Below are 19,975 nucleotides of genomic sequence, written 5' to 3'. Positions count from 1 at the left end.
AGGCTACAAGGTAGATCAGCTATCTGTCAGCAGGAGGGAAGAGGGCGGAAGATGTAGACATATGTGCTGGGGTGAAGGCAGCCGCTAAAGGGTGCAAAGCCCCTTGAAAGCATGTTATAGATTTAATGAAACTGGCTGTTCTAAATCGGTATGGAGTAGAGGTATGGCGCATTTCAATGTAGGGGCTTTGCTGAAAAAGCGTAAACCTGTTATGCCCGCAGAGCCTGATACAGGCAGCTATACCAAAAAGATTCTCTTTGTCTGTACCGGCAATATCGCCCGCAGTGCTTCTGCCCAATACATCTCAGCCCAGCTCTCTCCCCCTGAGTCTGAGTGGGTTTTTGATAGCGCAGGTACCGGGGCTGTGGTTGGTGCAGGAGTGGCCCCCCATATCGATAAGGAGCTTGAGCAGCGGGGCATCGACTTCCACCAGCACTCAGCTAAGCAGGTAACAGCTGAACTCTTGGCTGAATCTGCCCTGGTGCTTGTGATGGAGAAGGAGCACCTTAACTGGCTGGTGCGGGAATGGCCCCAGCACAGTTCAAAGATTCATCTGCTCAAGCAGATGGCTCGGGCACGGGAAACAGCAGGGCGCAGGGTGGATCCTGTGTCTTTTATGTGGGCATTTGATCAGCCCCCTAGCCCTGAAGACCGCATTGCTGACCCCTACCGGCGCGGCCCTGAGGCTGCGCAGGTAGCTGTGGAAGAGATTGAGCTGGCTCTGACGAAAATCATTCCCTGGTTGGGTCGCTAGGCCGCTCTGGGCGACATGCAGGGCTGGGGCGTTTCCTTCTGGGCCTGAGACTTGGTAATATCTAGATTCGTTCCTACTGCTTCTTTGAGGCAGGGAACAGTGATCCGCCATGGTGTAATTGGCAACACAGCGGCCTTTGGAGCCGTTATTCAAGGTTCGAGTCCTTGTGGCGGAGCTCAACACCCCATACATCTCGCAAACTACCGGGGTCTTACTCGCTCAAGGAGTACCAACTAGTGACTGCTACTGCTTCAGTTCCGTCCGCTGTTATTGTTCTAGCCGCCGGAGCTGGAACCCGTATGAAGTCCTCCACCCCTAAGGTTATGCACCCCATCGGCGGGCGTTCCATGGTGGAGCACGCGGTAGCGGTAGCCCGTGAACTTAACCCCAAGAACCTGGCCGTCGTTGTGCGCCACCAGCGCGATAAGGTTGCCGCCCACGTCACTGCTTTTGACCCCCAGGTGACGATTGTTGACCAGGACGAAGTTCCCGGTACCGGTCGCGCCGTTGAGGTTGGACTGCTGGGGCTGGATGCTGAAGCTGGGGAAGTCGAAGGTACCGTTGTGGTGACCTACGGTGACGTTCCCCTGCTCAAGACCGAGACCCTGCGCAAACTCATTGCCTTCCATGAAGAAGGCAAAAACGCTGTTACTGTCTTGACAACCCACATTGACGAGCCCGGTTCTTACGGCCGTATCGTCCGTAACGAAGCCGGCGAAGTAACTGCCATCGTCGAAGCCAAGGACGCCACCCCCGAGCAGCTCGCTATCACCGAAATCAACTCCGGTATTTATGCTTTTGACGCAAAGGTCCTGCGTGACTCGCTCACCCGCGTCACCACTGACAATGCCCAGGGCGAAAAGTACATCACCGACGTTCTCTCTATCGCCCGCGAGGACGGCTACCGTACCAGCGCACTCGATATTGAAGACCGCTGGGAAGTTGAAGGCGCAAATGATCGCGTGCAGCTGGCCCAGCTGGGGCGTAAGCTCAACGACCGTATAACCCACGCTCACATGGTTGCTGGCGTCACCATCGTTGACCCCGAATCCACCTGGATTGACGTTACTGTAACCATCGAAAACGACGTTACTATCCTGCCGGGCACCCACCTGCGTGGCACCACCCACATCGCTACCGGCTCCGTCATCGGCCCCGATACTACTCTGACCAACGTCAAGGTAGGGGAGAGCGTCACTATCTCCCGCACCGAGGGCTCCGATTCAGAAATCGCAGCCGGTGCCACCGTTGGACCTTTTGCTTACCTGCGTCCCGGCACCAAGCTTGGCACCAAGGGCAAGATTGGTACCTTTGTTGAAACCAAGAACGCTGAAATCGGTGCAGGTTCAAAGCTGCCCCACCTCTCCTATGCAGGGGATGTAACCATTGGCGAGAATTCCAATATCGGGGCAGCATCAATCTTTGTGAACTACGACGGTGTGAATAAACACCGTTCCACCGTAGGTAACAATGTCCGAATGGGGTCCGACAACATGTATGTCGCACCCGTACATATCGGAGATGGCGCGTATTCTGGAGCTGGAACCGTCATCCGCAAGGACGTCCCCGCAGGCGCCCTCGCAATTAACGAAGCCCCCCAGCGCAACATTGAACGCTGGGTCATTGAAAAGCGAGCCGGTACTGAATCCGCAGAAGCAGCCCAGGCTGCCCTCGAAGCGGAATCATCCGACTCCGTCTAAGGAAAGCGAATAGCAGTAATGACTGAGATTACGAATCCAGGTGAAAAGAAGATGGCGCTGGTCTCAGGCCGCGCCCATCCCGAACTCGCTGAACAGATTGCAGCAGAGTTGGGGAATGAAGTTCTTCCTTCATCCGCCTACACCTTCGCCAACGGTGAGACCTACGTACGTTTCAACGAATCGGTGCGAGGGAAGGACGCATTCGTTATCCAGTCACACCCGGCACCCATTAACGATGCCATCATGGAACAGCTGATTATGATTGACTCGCTCAAGCGTGCCTCAGCCCGTTCTATCACCGTGGTCTCCCCCTTCTATCCCTACGCCCGTCAGGACAAGAAGCACAAGGGCCGTGAGCCTATCTCAGCCCGTCTGATCTCAGACCTCTACAAGACCGCCGGTGCCCACCGTCTGATGAGCGTTGACCTTCACACCGCTCAGATTCAGGGTTTCTTCGACGGCCCTGTTGACCATCTGATGGCTATCCCCCTGCTCGCCGAGTACGTAGCCAGCAAGGTCGATACCGATAACGTCACCGTGGTTTCACCCGACACCGGCCGTGTACGCGTTGCTGAGCAGTGGGCTGAACTGCTGGGCGGTGCCCCCCTGGCCTTTGTTCACAAGACTCGCGACGTCAATGTGCCTAATCAGGCTGTTTCTAAGACCGTTGTGGGTGACATTGAGGGCCGCACCTGCGTGCTGATTGACGACATGATTGATACCGGTGGCACCATCGCTGGTGCTGTGCGGGTGCTCAAGGAGCACGGTGCTAAGGACGTCATCATCGCAGCTACCCACGCTGTTTTCTCAGACCCCGCTGCGGAGCGTCTAGCTAACTGCGGTGCTAGCGAAGTTGTTGTTACCAACACTCTGCCGCTCAAGCCCGAGCAGACTTTCGACAACCTGACTGTACTGTCAATTGCTCCCTTGCTAGCTCGTGCTATCAAGGAAGTCTTTGATGAGGGCTCTGTGACTAGCCTGTTTGACGGGCGAGCTAACTAAAGGCTTATTGTAATTTTTCGTGTGTGGGGCTATACATTCTGTGTAGCCTCATTCTATTTTGGGCTGATTAGATTACAGATAACCAGAAAAATAAAGCCTAGGGTCCAGAGCCTACGGTAAGGAGCACTATGAGAATCGGTCTTTTAACATCATGGGATATGACGGATCAGACTGCCTGGTCGGGAGTCGTGTTCCCGGCTGTGAGCACCTTACGTCAAAAAGCAGATGTTCTTCCCCTGCAAGTGCCGCCTGTAAAAGATGCCTTAATAGATCGCCTCCTGGCCCGCCTTTTAGGTAGTCTCGGGTATGTTTATCTGCCCGGTGATGCTTTCGCCACCGCCTATCGTCAGGCCCGTCAGGTCAGGAAGCTCCTGCGTGGGCAGAACCTTGACGCTGTGATTTCTTTAGCGGCATCCAAGGAATCACTAGGCGTGCCTTCTGAAGTTCCTCTGATTCAGGTGACAGATTCATCCTTCCGCGCAATGCTAGAGGGCTACTTTAAGGGCAAGAAAATCTCATTCTTAACCCGTATTCAGGGCCAGATTCTCGATAGGCTGGTAGGCAAGCGGTCAGATCACTACTGCCTTGCTAGTAACTGGTCTGCTGAGCAGCTGATAAAAGATATAGGCCTTCCAGTTTCTGCCGTAACAGTTGCCCCTTTTGGACCGGGCATTGCCCCCCTAGGCCAGCTTGCACCGAGCGAAGAGAAGCAGGAGGTCAAGGTACTCTTTATCGCCTCAAACTGGAAACGGAAGGGAGGTGCACGGGCCCTGGAGAGCTTCACCCTTGCTCAAGCAACCCGGCCCTCCCTTAGCTTGACTGTTGTAGGTGCTCCGCAAGAAATTCCTACCCCCGGTGTCGCTTACCTCCCCCGTCAATCTCAAGAAGAGCTATCGGCCCTCTACTTGTCCCATGATGTTCTGCTAGAGCCCACAGAGGCCAGTGCCGGGGGAGTGGTGGTGACTGATGCCCTGAATCACGGCCTACCCGTTATCTCGACCAGGGTAGGTGGGATTCCTACCCTGGTTCGAGAGAGGGAAACAGGTTGGCTGGTCTCACCTGATCGAGCAGTGGAGGAAATCGTATCCCTCCTTATAGGTCTCACTCGTGATGAGCTGGAGCGGGCATCGATAGCTGCCTGTCAGGACGCCCGCACCCGGCTTAGCTGGGACAGCTGGGGTCAGGCGGTCTTTGAAGTCTGCCAGCAAGTAGTGGCGAAGAATAAAAACCTCAAGTAGTTCTGAGCTCACTTTGGGGTTCTGGTATAGGGATATACTCTTGTCTGTAGAGTAAACAGAAAGAGCTTACATGCCGCACCTGTCAGTTTTGATCCCCTTCTACGGGGACCCCGCTGATACCCTAAATCTTATTGAGCAGTTAAGAGCGCAGGCTACAGGTTTGTCTGTAGAGATTGTGGTTTCTGATGATGCTTCACCGGTTCCCTTCCCTCCTGTAGAAGGGGTGAATCTAGTAAGGCGCGAGACCAACGGAGGTTTTGGGGCTAACGTCAACACCGGGGTGGCTGCTACTCAGGGACAATGGGTGCTGATCCTCAACAGCGACCTCACCCTTCCCGCTCATTTCCTGGCCGATATGCTGGAAGCGGCAGAGGAAGAGAGCCTCAAGGCTGGGCAGGGTGTTATGCTTAGCCCACACATCACTGGCCACAAGGGCGAGTCACAGTGGGTGGGTAGGAGCTTCCCTCAGACCCGTCACCATGCTTGGGAATGGTTCACGCCTGCCGCCCGTTTTCGCTCCACCCCTTTCTGGCACTCAATGGTTGGCCATGATTTGGCCTGCACTACAGGTAGTCGGGCGGAACCTGATTGGCTCATGGGCGCCTGTATGATGCTTCGTAAGGAGGACTTCGAGGCAGTTGGGGGCATGGATGAGCGTTTCTTTATGAACAGTGAAGAAACTGATCTGCAACGTCGTCTAGCTGCCTACGGCATTAAGCGAATCTTTCGCGGTGACATAGTGGTAGAGCATGTGGGGGGCGGCTCATCAGGGGCTTCAGCCCAGCGCCGTCAGTGGGTGCTAGACTCCCGTTTTATCTATAACGCAAAATGGGGCGAGGGTAGGCATCTAGCTAGGGCCTTGAGGGGCGTAACCTTAGCTAATTTCCTTTTCAATGCCATCAGAGCGGTTCGTAACCGGGCTGTCACTCCTTACGCTACCCTCCGCGAGGAGCTGGCCTACATTAAGAAAGCAGAGAGCAAACGATAAATGGCAGAAAAACTTCTCATCATTAGCCCCGCTTTCCACGGCTACTGTTACTCCATTGCAGATGGCTTTGCCCAGCTGGGCTATGAGGTGACAGTCCATCGCTACGATGCTTTTGACACCGTCAAAGATAAGGTCCGTAATAAGGCCCTCTATGAGCTACCGTCAAAGATTGGCTTTGATGGGCAGAGGGCAGCAGAGAGAGCAGCTACCACCAAGGCCCTTCAGGTTCTTGGTGAGGTAAACCCTGATAAGCTCATTGTTATTAAGGCAGATACCTTGGGTGATGACTTCTGGCAGGCTGTCACCGCTTGCAAGATTCCCTATATTCTTTGGCTCTACGATGATCTCAAACGCCACCGCTACACCAGGGACTTCCTCCGTAGCCTGCCTACAGTAGTTAGCTATGCCCGCTCTGAGGCTGAGGAGTTTGCTGCAGAAGGCATCAATGCCCACTTCGTAGCCAATGGCTATGACCCTAAGCTGGCAGACTTCCCCACTACCCGCGTCCCCGAAATTGTTTTTGTGGGCTCCCGCTACGAGAATCGGGAGCAGATGATGCTGGCCCTTAAGGGTGCTGGTGTGCCGGTACGTGTTTATGGGCGGGCCTGGTCCCACCACCCCTTTGACCGGCTACGCACCTGGGAGCTTAAACGCCCAGACCTGCCCGCTGAACGAGATATCCCCCTGGCAGAGGCCTACAGGGTGCAGGCAGCTGCAGCTGCCTGCCTCAACGTACACGGTTTACAGGCGGGTTTGGCCATGCGCACCTTCGAGGTTCCCGGTATGAACGGGCTCCAGCTCATTGACCGCCCCGATGTAGAAGAGTTTTATGAGGTTGGTTCTGAGGTGCTTCTCTACCAGAGCACTGAGGAACTGATTGAGCTGTGCCAGCGTATTATCGCTGACCCCAGCTGGAGTGACTCAATCCGGGAGGCAGGCCTCAAACGCAGTCAGGCTGAACATACTTTCTTCCACCGCGCACAGAAGATGGATACCCTATGGGCCTAATCTACCCCGAAGATCTGGAAGCCTGGAGCAGGTGGCAGGCTAATACCCACCTACTGCGCCGGGGCAAAAATGCCCTTAAGGACGCGGCAGCGCGAGTTCGCGGTCATAAGGTGGCTAGTGGTGCACCGGCTTCTGTCACCGGCTTCTTGCACCTACCTGCCGGAAGCGATCTGCAAACCCTTATCGCTTTAGATTCGACCTCGCCTACCTCTTTGGGCTCTTTGATCCGACCGGCTAAGTGGCTGGCGTATGGATCCTATGCGGTGTGGGCTCCGGAGGAAGTTACTGAACATCTTCCAGATGGAGAGTGGGAAGTTACATCCCTAGCGGAGACCGACCTTGACTCTTCCTTAGGGAATTTACGCCATGTTCTTGCCCTGGGGCACTACATGGCCTGGGGAGCTGCTGCCTACCGTCTAGCTCAGCGCACCGGCGCTCGCTTTGTGACCGTCCAACACGGGCTGCATACCCCCTATGCCCCGCCCCTAGCTCCTGGAACTCACCTGCTTGCCTTTAGCCAGGCTGATGCAGAGTTTTGGATTTCAGGGCGTAAGGATGTGACCTACCATGTGGTCGGTTCCCAGCTTTTTTGGGAGGCCGCCCAGAAACCTAAGGTAGACCCTGCCCAGGTCTCAGAGACCCCGATTTTTCTGGGGCAGATGCACGGGGCCGAACTTCCCAGGGCTTCTTTTGCTTACGCGAGTCTGCGGTTTGTGCGTCAGCATCGGGCAATCTACCGACCCCACCCTAGTGAGAAAGATAAACTTTCCCGCTTAACCCACTCTCTTATGGGTAGACTAGGCACTACCATTGATTCGTCAAGGCGACCTCTCAATCAGGTTGATAGCCCGGTTGTGTCAATATTTTCAACAGGTGTCTTAGAAGCAGCCCTCCGTGGGGTACCTGCCTGGGTCTATCACCCCCACCCGCCAGTCTGGTTGAAGGAATTTTGGGATCGCTACGGCATGAACCAGTGGGGGAGCGAACCCACACCTGCGCCGCAGCTTCCTGACAGGGAGCCAGCCCAGCAAATAGCTGAATATCTCACTCAATCATTGGAGAGCTAATAGAACCATGCGTATTCTCTGCGTGATACCCGTTCGCGGCGGGTCCAAGGGAATCCCCCGTAAGAACCTGAAGCCCATTGCGGGTAAGCCCCTGGTTGCCTGGACCATCGAGCAGGCCCTTGCGGCAAAGGCCGAGCTGGAAGGCGAGCACCTGGTTGACGTGCTGGTCTCAACCGATGACGCTGAGCTAGCTGATATTGCCCGCCAGTACGGGGCAGAGGTGCCCTTCACGCGCCCGGCTCATCTGGCAGAAGACACCACTGCCACAGAGCCGGTGATTGAGCACGCTATTGAGTTCTACACAGCTGCGGGCAAGCGTCCGGACGCCGTCATGCTCCTGCAGGCGACCTCACCCGTCCGCTTGCCCGGCACCCTGGCTCGCGCTATTCGCCAGTTTGCTGCCTCTGCATCAGATTCTATGGTGGGTGTTATCCCCATCGGCCCCTTTATCTGGGCTGCCACCGAGCCGCCAACCGCCCAGTACGAGGTCATGGCCCGACCCCGCCGTCAGGAACTCACCCGTGAGACTTTCCGTTACCGCGAAAACGGCTCCATGTACATTACCAAGACCGAGCTCTACGAAACCCTGCACAATCGTCTTGGCGGCGATATCGAACTCTTCATGCTCGATGAGGTCGAAGGTGTAGACATTGACGCCCCCATCGACTTCTCCGTCGCAGAACATCAACTGCTCACCACACTCGCATCAGAAGAAAATGAAGGCTAAAAACCATGATTATCGAACGCAATATCACTCCCTACATCGTTTTCTCTGAGGACCCGGTACTTACCGCTCTGCAGAAAATTTCTGCTAACGGGCAGCGCATTATCTTCCTGGTCAACGAATCAGGTGTGCTTAAGGGGGCCCTATCAGACGGCGACTTCCGCCGCTGGCTCATCGCTAACCCCACCGCGTCCCTCGAAACTAGTGCCCTCGAGGTAGCTAATCGGGGTGTCAAGACCGCCCCTATCGGTTCAGAACCGGCAGATCTCCAGGGCGAGTTCGCCAAGGGCATTAGCCACCTTCCCCTGGTCGACGAACGCGGCCACCTGGTTGCTATCGCCATGGACGAGCAGAACGTGCTGCGTATCGGTCGCACTGAAATCACCGAAGACTCACCCTCCTTCATCATCGCCGAAATCGGCAACAACCACCAGGGCGACGTTGACCTGGCTAAGCGCCTGGTTGACCTGGCAGTTGATACCGGTGCAGACGCCGTTAAGTTCCAGCTCCGTGACATGGACGCCCTCTACCGCCAGAAGGGCTCAAAGTCAGCCGGCGAAGACCTGGGCGTTCAGTATACCCTCGATCTGCTCTCCCGTTTCTCCCTGACCGTAGACCAGATGTACGAGGTCTTTGACCACGTCAAACAGCACGATATGGACATCATGTGCACCCCCTGGGACGGCCCCTCGGTGCAGGCCCTGGTCGACTACGGTATTCAGGGTCTCAAGGTCGCCTCAGCTGACCTGACCAACCATGAACTGCTCCGCGACATGGCATCCCGCGGTCTGCCCATGCTGGTCTCCACCGGTATGAGCCGCGAAGAAGAGATCCGCGAGTCGGTTAACCTGCTGCGCTCCCTGGGCGCCTCCTACGCCCTGCTGCAGTGCCAGTCCACCTACCCCGCGCCCTTCAAGGACGTCAACCTGGCCTACATGGATCGCCTGGCTGACATCGGCCAGTGCCTGGTGGGCTACTCGGGCCACGAACGTGGCTACCACGTGCCCATCGCGGCCGTTGCCCGCGGTGCCAAGATTATTGAAAAGCACTTCACCATCGATAAGACCCTCGAAGGTAACGACCACACCGTCTCCCTGCTGCCTGACGAGTTCAAGGCTATGGTGCAGCAGATTCGTGAGGTAGAGGAATCTATCGGTACCTCAGCCCCCCGCGAGGTCTCAACCGGCGAGCTCATGAACCGCGTGAACCTGGCTAAGTCTCTGGTTGCTACCCGCACCATCGCAAAGGGTGAGGTGGTGACCGAGGCGGACGTCGAGGTCAAGTCACCCGGCCGTGGCCTGCAGCCCAACTACCTGCCCCAGCTGCTGGGCCGCACCATGCAGCGTGAAGTCGAAGCAGGCTCCTTCTTCTTCGAGGGTGATCTGAAGGACGACCTGGTGACCCGCCGCGACTTCAAGTTTGACCGCCCCTGGGGCCTGCCCGTCCGCTACCACGACTACAAGCCCCTGATTGAGGACGCCGAACCTGACTTCCTGGAGTTCCACTTCTCCTACAAGGACCTAGAAGTCAACATCGACGAGGTCTTCGACCGCAAGCTCGACATGTCCTTTACCACCCATTTGCCCGACCTCTTCGCCGGTGACTTCCTGGTAGACCTGGCTTCCCGGGACCAGGAAACCTGGGAACGCTCTATTGCAGAGGTCCAGCGCACCATCGACATCACCCGCGATTTGACCCGATACTTCACCGTGGACGACGACCCGGTCATGGTCGTCACCATGGGCGGCTTCACCAAGGACGGCCACATCGCACCGTCCGCCCGCGCCGATAAGTATGAGCGCATCGGCGAGGCCCTGACCAAGCTCGATACCTCGGGCGTGCGTATCGCGGCCCAGACCCTGCCTCCCTACCCCTGGCTCATGGGTGGTCAGCAGTACCACAACCTCTTCCTTGACCCCAAGGACACCGCTGAATTCTCCGACACCTACAACACCGCCCTCTGCCTGGATATCTCCCATACCATGCTGGCGGCTAACTTCCTCAAGATTCCGCTTTCCGAGGCCGTCGAGCTGCTGGCTCCTCGCTCCATCCACCTGCACCTGGTAGACGGCATCGGCGTGGACGGCGAAGGCGTTCAGGTCGGTGAAGGCGACGTGGACTGGGCAGCCCTCGGCAAGCAGCTGCGGGAACTGACCCCTAACTCATCCTTCATTCCCGAAATCTGGCAGGGGCACGTCAACAACGGCGAAGGCTTCTTCACCGCTCTGGATAGGCTCGAAAAGTGGCTGTAAATTCCAGCCTGCCGATAGCGCTGCACTGCGTACCGGTACCCGAATTTGGCGGGGTAGCCCGGCATATCAGCGACATCGCTGAGGCCGGGCTACCCGGCTACCATCTCGTAATTCTCTGCCCCGCCGGCACCCTTTCCGCGCGTCTCAAAGAGCTGGGGGCGGACGTCCGCGAAGCCAATTTTGGTACAGGCGCTGGATTTGGGGCCTCCTTACGCACCCTCAATACCCTGATCGACGAACTAAAACCTGCCATCGTCCACTCGCACCTGGCCTATGCCGACGTAGTGGCAGCAGCAACTGTCAACCTGCGGAAAGCCCGAAAACTAGTACGCCGCGGAACCTACGTGCCAACGCTGTTCACCACAGAGCACGGTATAGCAGGGGACGATACGGTCTACCATGGTGCCTCCTGGCGGTCACGTCTGATGGAAACCGTTCACCGGGTACGGCTCTGGGGCACTGACGGCAAAATCGCTGTATCGCGCTCAACTGCTGACCAGATGAAGCGGAAGTGGGGCGCTCGGGGTGTCGACGTGGTCTATAACGGGATTAATGCAGCCGAAACCCAGCAAGCTGTTGCTGGCCACCGGGTAGAAGCCTGGGAGGGGGCTCTTCGTGTGCTTTCCCTATCGCGTCTAGCACCTGAAAAAGGCCTGGATATTCTGGTCGAGGCCTTTGCACAGGTGCGTCAAGAAGTGCCAGGAGCAAGCCTAGAAATCGCTGGAACCGGTGAGCTACAAGAGTCCCTGACACAGCAGGCAGCCGAGCTAGGGCTTGAAGAATCGGTAACCTTCCCCGGTTTTGTTAACCCCATCGAGGCTATGGGCCGGGCTGATGTGCTGGTTCAACTCTCGGTCTGGGAGAATTGCTCCTACACCCTGCTGGACGCTAAGGCAGCCAGGCTAGCTGTTGTTGCGACTGCTGTGGGCGGTAACCCAGAAATTCTTGACGGGTCTGAGCTGGTACCAGCCCTGAACCAGATGAAACGAGAAGTTGCTGCAGCTACTGTAGCCCAGAAGATTCTAACCTCCCGGCAAGATAGATCTGAGCCCATGAACTGGATCAGTAAGGCTGGCATGGGGCAGGCAATAGCTAATCTCTACCGGAAGGTAGGCTGAATATGTCGCTGATTGGTGTATCAGACCAGGGCAAGCTCACTATGGGCGACCGCACCCTAGGGGAGCTAGCCCGTGAAGCCGGTGATAGGGCCAAGATCCAGGCATCACAAATCCGTCTGCCGGAGTTCCTGCTCTTTGCTTCACTGATTTATGGGCAGCATGTACCGGGACTCGGTTTACCTTTTAACCAGCTCATGATTTTTATCATCCTTGGCTACGCTCTGACCCGCAAAGCGGTCTTTGAGCTGGGTAAGTGGTCCAAGGTTTTTGCCTTCCTTGCCCTTTTACTTGCTTACGTTGCGGTGGTATCAGCCTTTGCTGACCCCAGTGAGTATGCAGCTGACTGGACAAGACGCCTGCTACGTCTTCTTGCCACTACTGTACTTATCTACGTGATAGCTGTAGGGCAGATTCACTTAAGATCAGCTATCTTGGGTTACTCGGCTGCCCTTCTCGTTAATGCTGGATTATTTTTTGCAGGCCTTGCACCTGACAGCTATGGGGGGTATCTGACCGGCTATCTGCTGGATAAAAACTATGCGGGCCTGGTTCATGCACTTTTTGCCCTCCTGGTCATGGCTGCTCTAGTTAAGCGGTGGCAGCAGGTAGTGGTGCTGGTTATAGCCTGCTTCTTGCTTTGGGAGACTGGATCTCGGACCTCGCTGGCTGCCTTGCTTTTTGCCTATCTCTGGATTCTGCTTGCCCCGCGCCTAGTCCCCCTGGGTAAAGTTGCCCTGCTGGGAATCTTTTGGTGGGCCATCGGCTTTATCACGGAGGACTTCGCTGATGCTTCAGTATTTGGTGATCGAACCGGCACAGATGCTCTACGAGCCCGTATTGACGAAATGTCTTGGGCTAAGGTGCAGCAAACAGGTTTCTTTGGTCAAGGGCTGGGTGAGGCCTACGTCTACGATGGTATTCAGGAACGTATCTGGTTCTTTCATAACTCCTACTGGGCGGCCTTCGTCGAGGGGGGCTGGATTTGGGCCTTGGGCCTGGTTGCTGTAACCCTGTTTGTCGCTGTTCAGCCCCTGACCAAGGGAAAGAACCAGACCATCTACCAGGTGATTGGCCAGGGATTGGGGATTGCCCTCCTGATATGCTCCCTACGTCTCGGGGAGGTCTTTTACACTACCCCCTGGGCTATCTGTATGGGGTATGTCATAAGAAGCTGGGTTGTGACGCGTTACGAGAACCAATCCATCAGGCTCTTTGGGTACGACAAAGAATTAGCTGAGCGGAAAATATAAGACAGATGGAACTTTACATCGCCTCCAACAATGGGGAAATCGGTGGGGGAGAGGTTATGCTTCTCCACCTAGCCCGCGCTGCCAGGTCACTGGGTCATCAGATCACCGTTATTGGCCCTGCCCAGCCAGCAGAGCTGATAGAAGCTGCCCGGGATGAGGGTTTTTCAACCATCACTATTCCTGCCCAGAACCGTAAGGCCTACATGGCAGGACTAGGCCTTTGGCGTACCCGGAACAGGGAGAAACTGCTCTGGTGTAATGGCCTCCTGCCGTCCCTAGCTACCGCAGGAGATAAAAATAGGATAGTGCATCTCCACCAGCTCCCTAGCGGCTTACAAAGTTATGCACTGAGGCTTGCACGGCGGGGGGCCGCCAAGGTTCTCGTGCCAAGCCACTATGTGGCTGCCCGGGTTAAAGACAGCCTTGCCTTTGAGAATTGGGTTGCTGAGCTTCCTCGGGCTGCTCGGCTTCAAACCGATCAGAAGCAGATTAGGCTAGGTTTTCTAGGCCGCCCCTCCCTCATTAAGGGAACCCACACGCTTGCCCGCGCCGTAGAGACACTCAACAACAGAGGCGGATATCGGGTTCAGCTGGTCATTGGCGGGGAGGCAAAATTTATTGACCAGAAGAGTTCTCACCAGCTTGAGGAATCCCTGAGCAAACTGGGCAAGGACGTTACCCTCCTAGGCTGGGTTGAACCTGAAGAACTCTTTGCACAAACCGATATTCTGGTGGTTCCATCAGAGGCCGAGGAATCCTTTGGATTGGTTGCTGCTGAAGCTATGAGTGCCCAGCAGCCCCTCATTATTTCACATGCCGGTGCCCTACCTGAAGTACTAGGGGAAGATTACCCCTGGGTATTCTCCCCAGGCAATGTTGAAGAACTTGTTCAGAAGATAACAGAGCTTCTTGACCACCGGAGAAATAATGTAGAAGCCTTCGAAGCTCAACTCTCATCTGCCTATTGGCGTTGGTATGAGAACTACTCCCCAGAAGCCGGTCGGGAACGTCTCCGTCTGCTATTAGAACCGTTTGAAAGAAGTCAGGCATAATATGAGCACCTATTCGGCAGCCGTTATTATCCCCACCAGGGGCGGGGCCGCTAAACTGCACTACCCCCTCGATGCCCTAGAGCAGCAAACTGAAAAGGACTTTCAGGTCATCGTCGTGATTGACGGCGATATTGATAACTCTCGGGCTCTAGTTCAGTCCTACATTGACCGTGGCATGCTAAACCTCTCAATGATTGTCTTTGAAGAAAATCAGGGTCGGGTGGCTGCCCTCAACGCCGGGCACAGGGCTGCTGATGCTCGTGTGCTCATAAGATGCGACGATGATTTAGAGCCAGCCCCCAATTATGTTCAGCAACACCTGAGCCACCACGGGGAGGGGAAGAAAACCGGCGTTATCGGTATTTATAAGAACGTTTTTCCTGATACTACCTATGCTCGGGTCTACGGCCGTTTTCGCGATAATAAGTTTAGGGGGGACGCCTACAAAACCCCTCGTGATAAACAGTGGATCTACTGGGCAGGTAACGTTTCTCTAAGCAAAGACCTTTACCAAGAGCTAGGTGGCTACGATGACAGCTACAGGCTCTATGGATGGGAAGATGTAGATATGGGGTACATGGTACATAAGGCTGGCGCCGAAATTATCGTGGACCCTGAATTGGCAACCTTCCACTATGTTGCGGCAACTACCACCGCTATGCGAGCTAAAAGGGCTCTTTACTCGGGGGCTGCCCGAAATATCTTCACTCAAAAGCACGGTGCCCACAGCCTTCCCTCTCCCCGGCCTTCGGGAGTCTGGGGCCTCGCCGTCCGATCTCTAGCTCAGGTGAGCACAGAAACTAACCTAAAATTTATGGGTAATGCTGTTGATTTAGTAGCGGAAAGAATTCCTGCTTCTGGAGCAGAAAAACTGATTTCTTTAATCGTAGAGGCAGCAAGCTACGCGGGTATCACCCACCCCGAACGCGCACAGAAAACCTTCTAGCCGAAAGAGCTGACGTCATGACTTCCACCGCTACCAGCTCAGAGCGAACAGAATCAACTACCGTCCCTCTCGCTATTGCCCACGACTACCTCACCCAGCGAGGGGGCGCCGAACGTGTGGTCCTTGCCCTGCACAAGGCCTTCCCCAACGCACCTATCTATACCACCCTCTACGATCCAGAGGGAACCTACCCAGAATTTAAAAACTGCAGGGTCATTACTTCACCCCTCAACAGGGTTCCCCTCTTCCGTAAAGACCACCGCCTGGCCCTGCCCTTCCTGCCCTATTTTTCGGGCAAGCTTAAGGTAAAAGCTGAAAAGGCTCTTGTATCCACCACCGGCTGGGCACACGGCTTTGACCTGCCCCAAGAGAGCCTAATCTACTGTCACTCACCGGCTCGCTGGGTTTACCTCACCGACCAGTACATCGGGAACCGCATTAACAGAAATATTGCCAGGGTCTTCAAAATGATGCGGCCCTTCCTCCGCCGCTGGGACCGCGCCGCTGCTAGCCGTCACCCCCACTATGTAGCTAATTCCTCTACTATTCAGCAGCGCATCTTCGATGTCTACGGTAAACGGGTCAATATCATCTTCCCTCCCTACTCAATCAGCGAGCAGGGAACACAGGAGAATATCCCCGGCCTGGAAACCTTTATAGAAGAGGGCTACTTCCTGATCGTATCCCGCCTACTGCCTTACAAGAATGTGCAGTATGCGGTTGAGGCCTTTGCCGGTCTTAGCCAGAAACTATTGGTGATCGGGGCAGGTCCCATGAAAGAAGAGCTAGAAGCTCTAGCTAGCGACAATGTAGCTTTTGCTTCAAACCTCTCAGATGAGCAAATGCAGTATGCCTACGCCCATGCCAAAGCCCTGCTCGCTGTTTCCCACGAAGATTTCGGTATCACTCCGCTTGAGGGCGGTGCCTTCGGTAAACCTACTATTGCCCTCCAAGCCGGGGGGTTTCTGGACACTATTGTCGATGGCGTCACCGGAATCTTTATCAAGACTCCCAGTGCCAGTGATATCAGAACAGCTGTAGAGAACTTTGACGCAGAGCTGTTCTCAGCACAAAGGATCAGGGAACACGTTCAGCAGTTCAACGAAGAGCGCTTTATCCAAGAGATCAAAGATCAGATTCAGAAGCTCTAAAACACCTGAATCAGAGCGGCGGGGCAGGGGAGCTAACTACTAGCTTTCTTGCCCCGCCGATTCCTTTACCTCTACAAGTCCCTGAGCTTCAAGTGAGCTGAGAAAGCCGATGACGCTTGCTGCCACAGTATCGTGGGAGACCTGGTAGATATCGGTAATCTCAGCAATCAGGTCTTCTGAGTTAATAGGGGTCTCAAGAATCTCCCAAATGACGGCGCTAGGGCCCTGCAGAACCGCAATCTCTGAGGTTTTAAGGTTAGCCACATACGAAGCATCATCGGGTGATACCGTGCTATCGACTCCCATGATAAAGGCTGTGTGGGGGGCTCGTCTGTATTCAATACTCATGACTTTTTCTCCCAATCTTGGTGAGGAGCTGGCTGAAACGGCTGAAGAATTTCTCCCGAACTTCAGCCTTGCTGGGGGCATGCCCTAGCTCCATAGCAAGGTGGTCTTTATTAACCAGGAGGATGCTCAAAGCGACCTTGACCTTTGCCCCCAGGCCCTGTGCATGTTTAAAGCGGGCTCGCCAGCGTAGATGGTTTGGAGTATCTTCTGAGACCGATTTCCATAAGAGATAGTCGGGGTGGTGGGAAAATTCTTCGAGTTTTCCTAGGGCAGCTGCATAGGCCAGGTCTGCCTGTAGTTCAGGAACCCTTGCCTGCATGACTTCCCAGTCTTGGGGGGAGAGGGTTTCTTTCAGGTAGGCAATATCTGAATTGCGCTCTGCAATAGATCGGGCTCCGTGCACGACAACGGTGATACGGGAATCGGTGAGGGAGGGGAGATTGCAGGGGTAGTTGGCGATGAGCTTTGTTCTGCGCTCTTTCCAGAGAGTGTCGAAGGCTGAGCCATCTGCTGGCCCTAGGCCGGGGAAGTAGCGGTGTATATCAACTAGCCCCCAGGCCCCGTGGTAGAGGGTCATGGCGTGTTCAAAGATTGAGCCGGTTTCAAAGTGGGCTAGGATTTCCCAGCCGTCGGCGAGGGCAAGTTCAACCAGCTGATCGACCTGGCTTGGGCGAACAAGCAGGTCTACGTCGGTGCTGGTACGGCCTGGCCGGTAGATTTCTTGGGCAAAGGCGTAGCCCTTAACGTGGAGAATATCTAGATGGTGGGTTAGCGCCAGATGCTGGAAGTAGGCATGAGACAGCTGGATTCTAAGAGCAAGAGGAATATCTTGGGGTTGTGAAACTGAAGCGGTCATAGTGCCTATCGAGGGGTGTAGGGGTAAAAGATAAGGTATGCCAGCCCTGCCTCAAAGGCTGAGCCGGCATACATTATATAGAGGTCCTTGTGCTTTACTCTGTGACAGCCTTGGGCTTTTTCTTCTTTTTCTTGGAGCCCTTGCTCTTTTCTTCGCCCTGGCCGTAGTAGCTGGTGTAGGCGCCGGTGGAGCTGTAGGCGAAACCGTAGTAGGAGTTGCCTAGGCCGGTACGGGGGGCCCGGTTGATGACGACACCTAGCAGGTTAGCCTTGACCTTACGCAGGTTTGAGGCGGCTTCTGCCAGGTTTTCCTTGCGGGTCTTACCTACAGTGCCTACCAGTACTACACCGTCAACGGCGGTAGAGAGTAGGGGAGCATCGGTCACGGGCAGGACCGGGGGGACGTCCACGATAACGGTGAACTCGCTGGCAAGTTCAGCAATGAGCTGGCGCATCTTGTCTGAGCCCAGAAGCTCTGAGGGGTTAGGGGGGATTCGCCCTGCTGGCAGGATAAAGAGCTGGGTATCTTCAAACTGACGGACAGCATCGGCTAGTTCCACCTGACCGGCAAGTACCTGGGTTAGGCCTACCTTGGAGTCAATCTTGAACTTCTTAGCGATAGTAGGACGGCGCAGGTCAGCATCGATAATAATGACAGGTTCACCGGCATCGGCCAGGGCACGAGCGATGGAGGTAGAAACCGTTGATTTACCTTCGCCGGGCTCTGCTGAGGTGACGATGAGGGACTTGGGCGGGTGATCGACGTTGACAAAGCGCAGGTTGGTGCGCATCTGGCGGATAGATTCCTGGGCTACGTGGTCGCTGTTGGAGCGAAGAATGTTCTCTTCAGTCAGTTCTTCAGAGACAGGCAGTACACCCAAGATACCGGCCTCGGTAGCCTTAGTGGCGTCATCGCGGGTACGGAGCTTGGTATCGACTGTCTTGCGGAGCAAGATAGCGGCCAGTACCAGGCCCAGGCCCGCTGCGGCACCAAGGCCTACCAGTTTGGTGATATTGGGGCTAATGGGAGAAGGGCTAAGGGTGGCATCTTCCAGAGGGATAACTCGTACAGTACTGGTTCCCTCAAGATCGTTAGCTACCTTGGCTACAGCCTGCAGGGAGCTGTTGGCCAGGGCCTGGGCAGTCTGGGGGCTGTTACCGGTTGCTGATACGCGGATAAGAGCTGAGTTAGCATCGACCGTTGCACTGAGGCTGCCCTGCACCTGGCCACGGGTCAGGTTCAGGTCGGGGTTGGTTGCGATGATTTCGTCTGCAACGGGGCCACTGTTGACAAAGGCAAGGTAGGCTGCTGCCTTTTCCTTGGCAGCTGCTGAGCCTGAGATGACGTCGCCAATACCGGTGCCTTCGCCAACTGTCACATAGCCGGTTGCTGTGGAGGCATAGACTTTGGGCTGGAGCAGGGAATAGGCGAAGCCCAAGAGCGCTCCGATAAGGAGCCCTGCCAGAAGAAGTTTGAGGTTTACGCGCAACATGCGCACTACATCGAGTATGGTCATGGATTACCTAAGGATGGGAGTGAAAGTAGCCAGGCAAATCGTTGTGTCAGCCCAGCACCGGATATGCCCGGGCTGCTGTGTCTAGAGTGGACTTAGGGGAAGGGGATTAGGAAATAAGGCCCAGCAGGTAGGCACCGTAGCCACTCTTGACAAGGGGCTGGGCTAGCTCCTCTAAGCGGGCGTCATCAATCCAGCCCATGCGCCAGCCAATTTCTTCGGGGGAGCCGATGGAGAGCCCCTGGCGAGCTTGCACGGTACGAATAAAGCTGGTTGCATCTGCCAGTGAGTCGAAGGTTCCGGTATCTAGCCAGGCTGTACCTCGGGGCAGAATTTCAACCTGGAGCTTACCTTCCTCTAGGTAGATGCGGTTGAGGTCGGTAATTTCAAGCTCACCGCGGGGTGAGGGCGTGATGCTCTTGGCGTATTCCACGACCTTATTGTCGTAGAAGTAGAGGCCGGGAATAGCGTAATCGCTCTTGGGCTGGGTTGGCTTCTCTTCGATGGAAAGAGCCTTGAAGTTTTCGTCAAACTCGACAACACCGTAGGCGGTGGGGTCTGCTACCCGGTAGCCAAAGACGGCCGCCCCATCGAGGTCGTTGTACTTGCGTAGCTGGGTACCCAGGCCGGGGCCGTAGAAGATGTTGTCACCCAGCACCAAGGCTGCTGAGTCCTCGCCGATGTGCTCTTCCCCCAGAATAAAGGCCTGGGCTAGACCATCGGGGGAGGGCTGAACCTTGTAGGTGAAGTTAACGCCGAACTGTGAACCGTCACCCAGAAGACGCTGGAACTGCTCTTGGTCCTGGGGGGTGGTGATAATTAGGATGTCCTGGATCCCGGCCAGCATGAGGGTAGAGATGGGGTAGTAGATCATCGGTTTGTCATAAACCGGGGTGAGCTGCTTGCTGATGCCGAGTGTAATGGGGTGGAGGCGTGAGCCAGTGCCACCTGCGAGTAGAATTCCCTTCATACCCCTATTCTGGCACGAACACCACATTTTTAGGCATT

17 protein-coding genes and 1 tRNA gene are annotated in these 19,975 nt (G+C 55.5%); 14 read left to right on the top strand and 4 right to left on the bottom strand.

Annotation, left to right across the window (positions count from 1 at the left end; genetic code table 11):
- Positions 1-211 precede the first annotated feature (211 nt).
- The 14 genes from VSX42_RS06625 (at position 212) to VSX42_RS06560 (ending at position 16,250) form a co-directional block, all read left to right on the top strand.
- Positions 212-754, top strand: coding sequence for a hypothetical protein (locus VSX42_RS06625; RefSeq protein ID WP_326503535.1), 543 nt, complete (start codon positions 212-214; stop codon positions 752-754).
- Between the two features lie 103 nt (positions 755-857).
- A tRNA-Gln gene (locus VSX42_RS06620) sits at positions 858-929 on the top strand.
- 61 nt (positions 930-990) lie between these two features.
- Positions 991-2,454 (top strand): bifunctional UDP-N-acetylglucosamine diphosphorylase/glucosamine-1-phosphate N-acetyltransferase GlmU, encoded by a 1,464-nt coding sequence (glmU, locus tag VSX42_RS06615; protein ID WP_326503534.1) that lies wholly within the window; start codon positions 991-993, stop codon positions 2,452-2,454.
- Positions 2,455-2,472: 18 nt separating this feature from the next.
- Positions 2,473-3,456 carry a ribose-phosphate diphosphokinase gene (locus VSX42_RS06610; protein ID WP_326503533.1) on the top strand — a complete coding sequence of 328 codons (984 nt, stop codon included), beginning with the start codon at positions 2,473-2,475 and terminating at the stop codon, positions 3,454-3,456.
- 200 nt (positions 3,457-3,656) lie between these two features.
- On the top strand, positions 3,657-4,694 hold the full coding sequence (locus VSX42_RS06605; protein WP_326503532.1) for a glycosyltransferase family 4 protein: 1,038 nt from the start codon (positions 3,657-3,659) through the stop codon (positions 4,692-4,694).
- 70 nt (positions 4,695-4,764) lie between these two features.
- Complete coding sequence (locus VSX42_RS06600) at positions 4,765-5,682, top strand: glycosyltransferase family 2 protein (protein WP_326503531.1); 918 nt, start codon at positions 4,765-4,767, stop codon at positions 5,680-5,682.
- Positions 5,683-6,690 carry a CgeB family protein gene (locus VSX42_RS06595; protein WP_326503530.1) on the top strand — a complete coding sequence of 336 codons (1,008 nt, stop codon included), beginning with the start codon at positions 5,683-5,685 and terminating at the stop codon, positions 6,688-6,690.
- 1,074 nt (positions 6,691-7,764) lie between these two features.
- On the top strand, positions 7,765-8,484 hold the full coding sequence (locus VSX42_RS06590; protein ID WP_326503529.1) for an acylneuraminate cytidylyltransferase family protein: 720 nt from the start codon (positions 7,765-7,767) through the stop codon (positions 8,482-8,484).
- Between the two features lie 5 nt (positions 8,485-8,489).
- Complete coding sequence (locus tag VSX42_RS06585) at positions 8,490-10,733, top strand: N-acetylneuraminate synthase family protein (RefSeq protein WP_326503528.1); 2,244 nt, start codon at positions 8,490-8,492, stop codon at positions 10,731-10,733.
- Positions 10,724-11,851 carry a glycosyltransferase gene (locus VSX42_RS06580; protein WP_326503527.1) on the top strand — a complete coding sequence of 376 codons (1,128 nt, stop codon included), beginning with the start codon at positions 10,724-10,726 and terminating at the stop codon, positions 11,849-11,851. Before VSX42_RS06585 ends, VSX42_RS06580 begins: the two co-directional genes overlap by 10 nt.
- 2 nt (positions 11,852-11,853) lie before the next feature.
- Positions 11,854-13,101 carry a hypothetical protein gene (locus VSX42_RS06575; RefSeq protein ID WP_326503526.1) on the top strand — a complete coding sequence of 416 codons (1,248 nt, stop codon included), beginning with the start codon at positions 11,854-11,856 and terminating at the stop codon, positions 13,099-13,101.
- Between the two features lie 5 nt (positions 13,102-13,106).
- The gene (locus VSX42_RS06570) at positions 13,107-14,153 is read left to right on the top strand and encodes a glycosyltransferase family 4 protein (RefSeq protein ID WP_326503525.1); all 1,047 of its coding nucleotides are present in this window, start codon (positions 13,107-13,109) and stop codon (positions 14,151-14,153) included.
- 1 nt (position 14,154) lies between these two features.
- A complete protein-coding gene (locus VSX42_RS06565) occupies positions 14,155-15,099 on the top strand; it encodes a glycosyltransferase family 2 protein (protein ID WP_326503524.1) in 945 nt (314 codons plus the stop codon).
- Between the two features lie 17 nt (positions 15,100-15,116).
- Positions 15,117-16,250 (top strand): glycosyltransferase, encoded by a 1,134-nt coding sequence (locus VSX42_RS06560; RefSeq protein ID WP_326503523.1) that lies wholly within the window; start codon positions 15,117-15,119, stop codon positions 16,248-16,250.
- Positions 16,251-16,289: 39 nt separating this feature from the next.
- Here VSX42_RS06560 and VSX42_RS06555 read toward each other — a convergent pair whose 3' ends face one another.
- The 4 genes from VSX42_RS06555 to rfbA all read right to left on the bottom strand — a co-directional run bounded on the left by VSX42_RS06555 (position 16,290) and on the right by rfbA (position 19,937).
- Positions 16,290-16,598, bottom strand: a complete 309-nt coding sequence (locus VSX42_RS06555) for a PqqD family peptide modification chaperone (RefSeq protein ID WP_326503522.1) — start codon at positions 16,596-16,598, stop codon at positions 16,290-16,292.
- On the bottom strand, positions 16,588-17,454 hold the full coding sequence (locus VSX42_RS06550) for a nucleotidyltransferase family protein (RefSeq protein ID WP_326503521.1): 867 nt from the start codon (positions 17,452-17,454) through the stop codon (positions 16,588-16,590). The genes VSX42_RS06555 and VSX42_RS06550 overlap by 11 nt, the downstream gene beginning before the upstream one ends.
- 94 nt (positions 17,455-17,548) lie before the next feature.
- Positions 17,549-18,946, bottom strand: coding sequence for a polysaccharide biosynthesis tyrosine autokinase (locus VSX42_RS06545; RefSeq protein ID WP_326503520.1), 1,398 nt, complete (start codon positions 18,944-18,946; stop codon positions 17,549-17,551).
- A gap of 130 nt (positions 18,947-19,076) precedes the next feature.
- Entirely contained in the window at positions 19,077-19,937 is an 861-nt protein-coding gene (gene rfbA, locus VSX42_RS06540) for a glucose-1-phosphate thymidylyltransferase RfbA (protein ID WP_326503519.1), read from the bottom strand.
- Positions 19,938-19,975: the final 38 nt, after the last annotated feature.

The organism is Rothia nasimurium, assembly GCF_035916755.1.
GTDB lineage: Bacteria > Actinomycetota > Actinomycetes > Actinomycetales > Micrococcaceae > Rothia.
The sequence above is the reverse complement of the archived record's forward strand: the minus strand, read 5'-3'. Positions and strand labels throughout refer to the sequence as shown.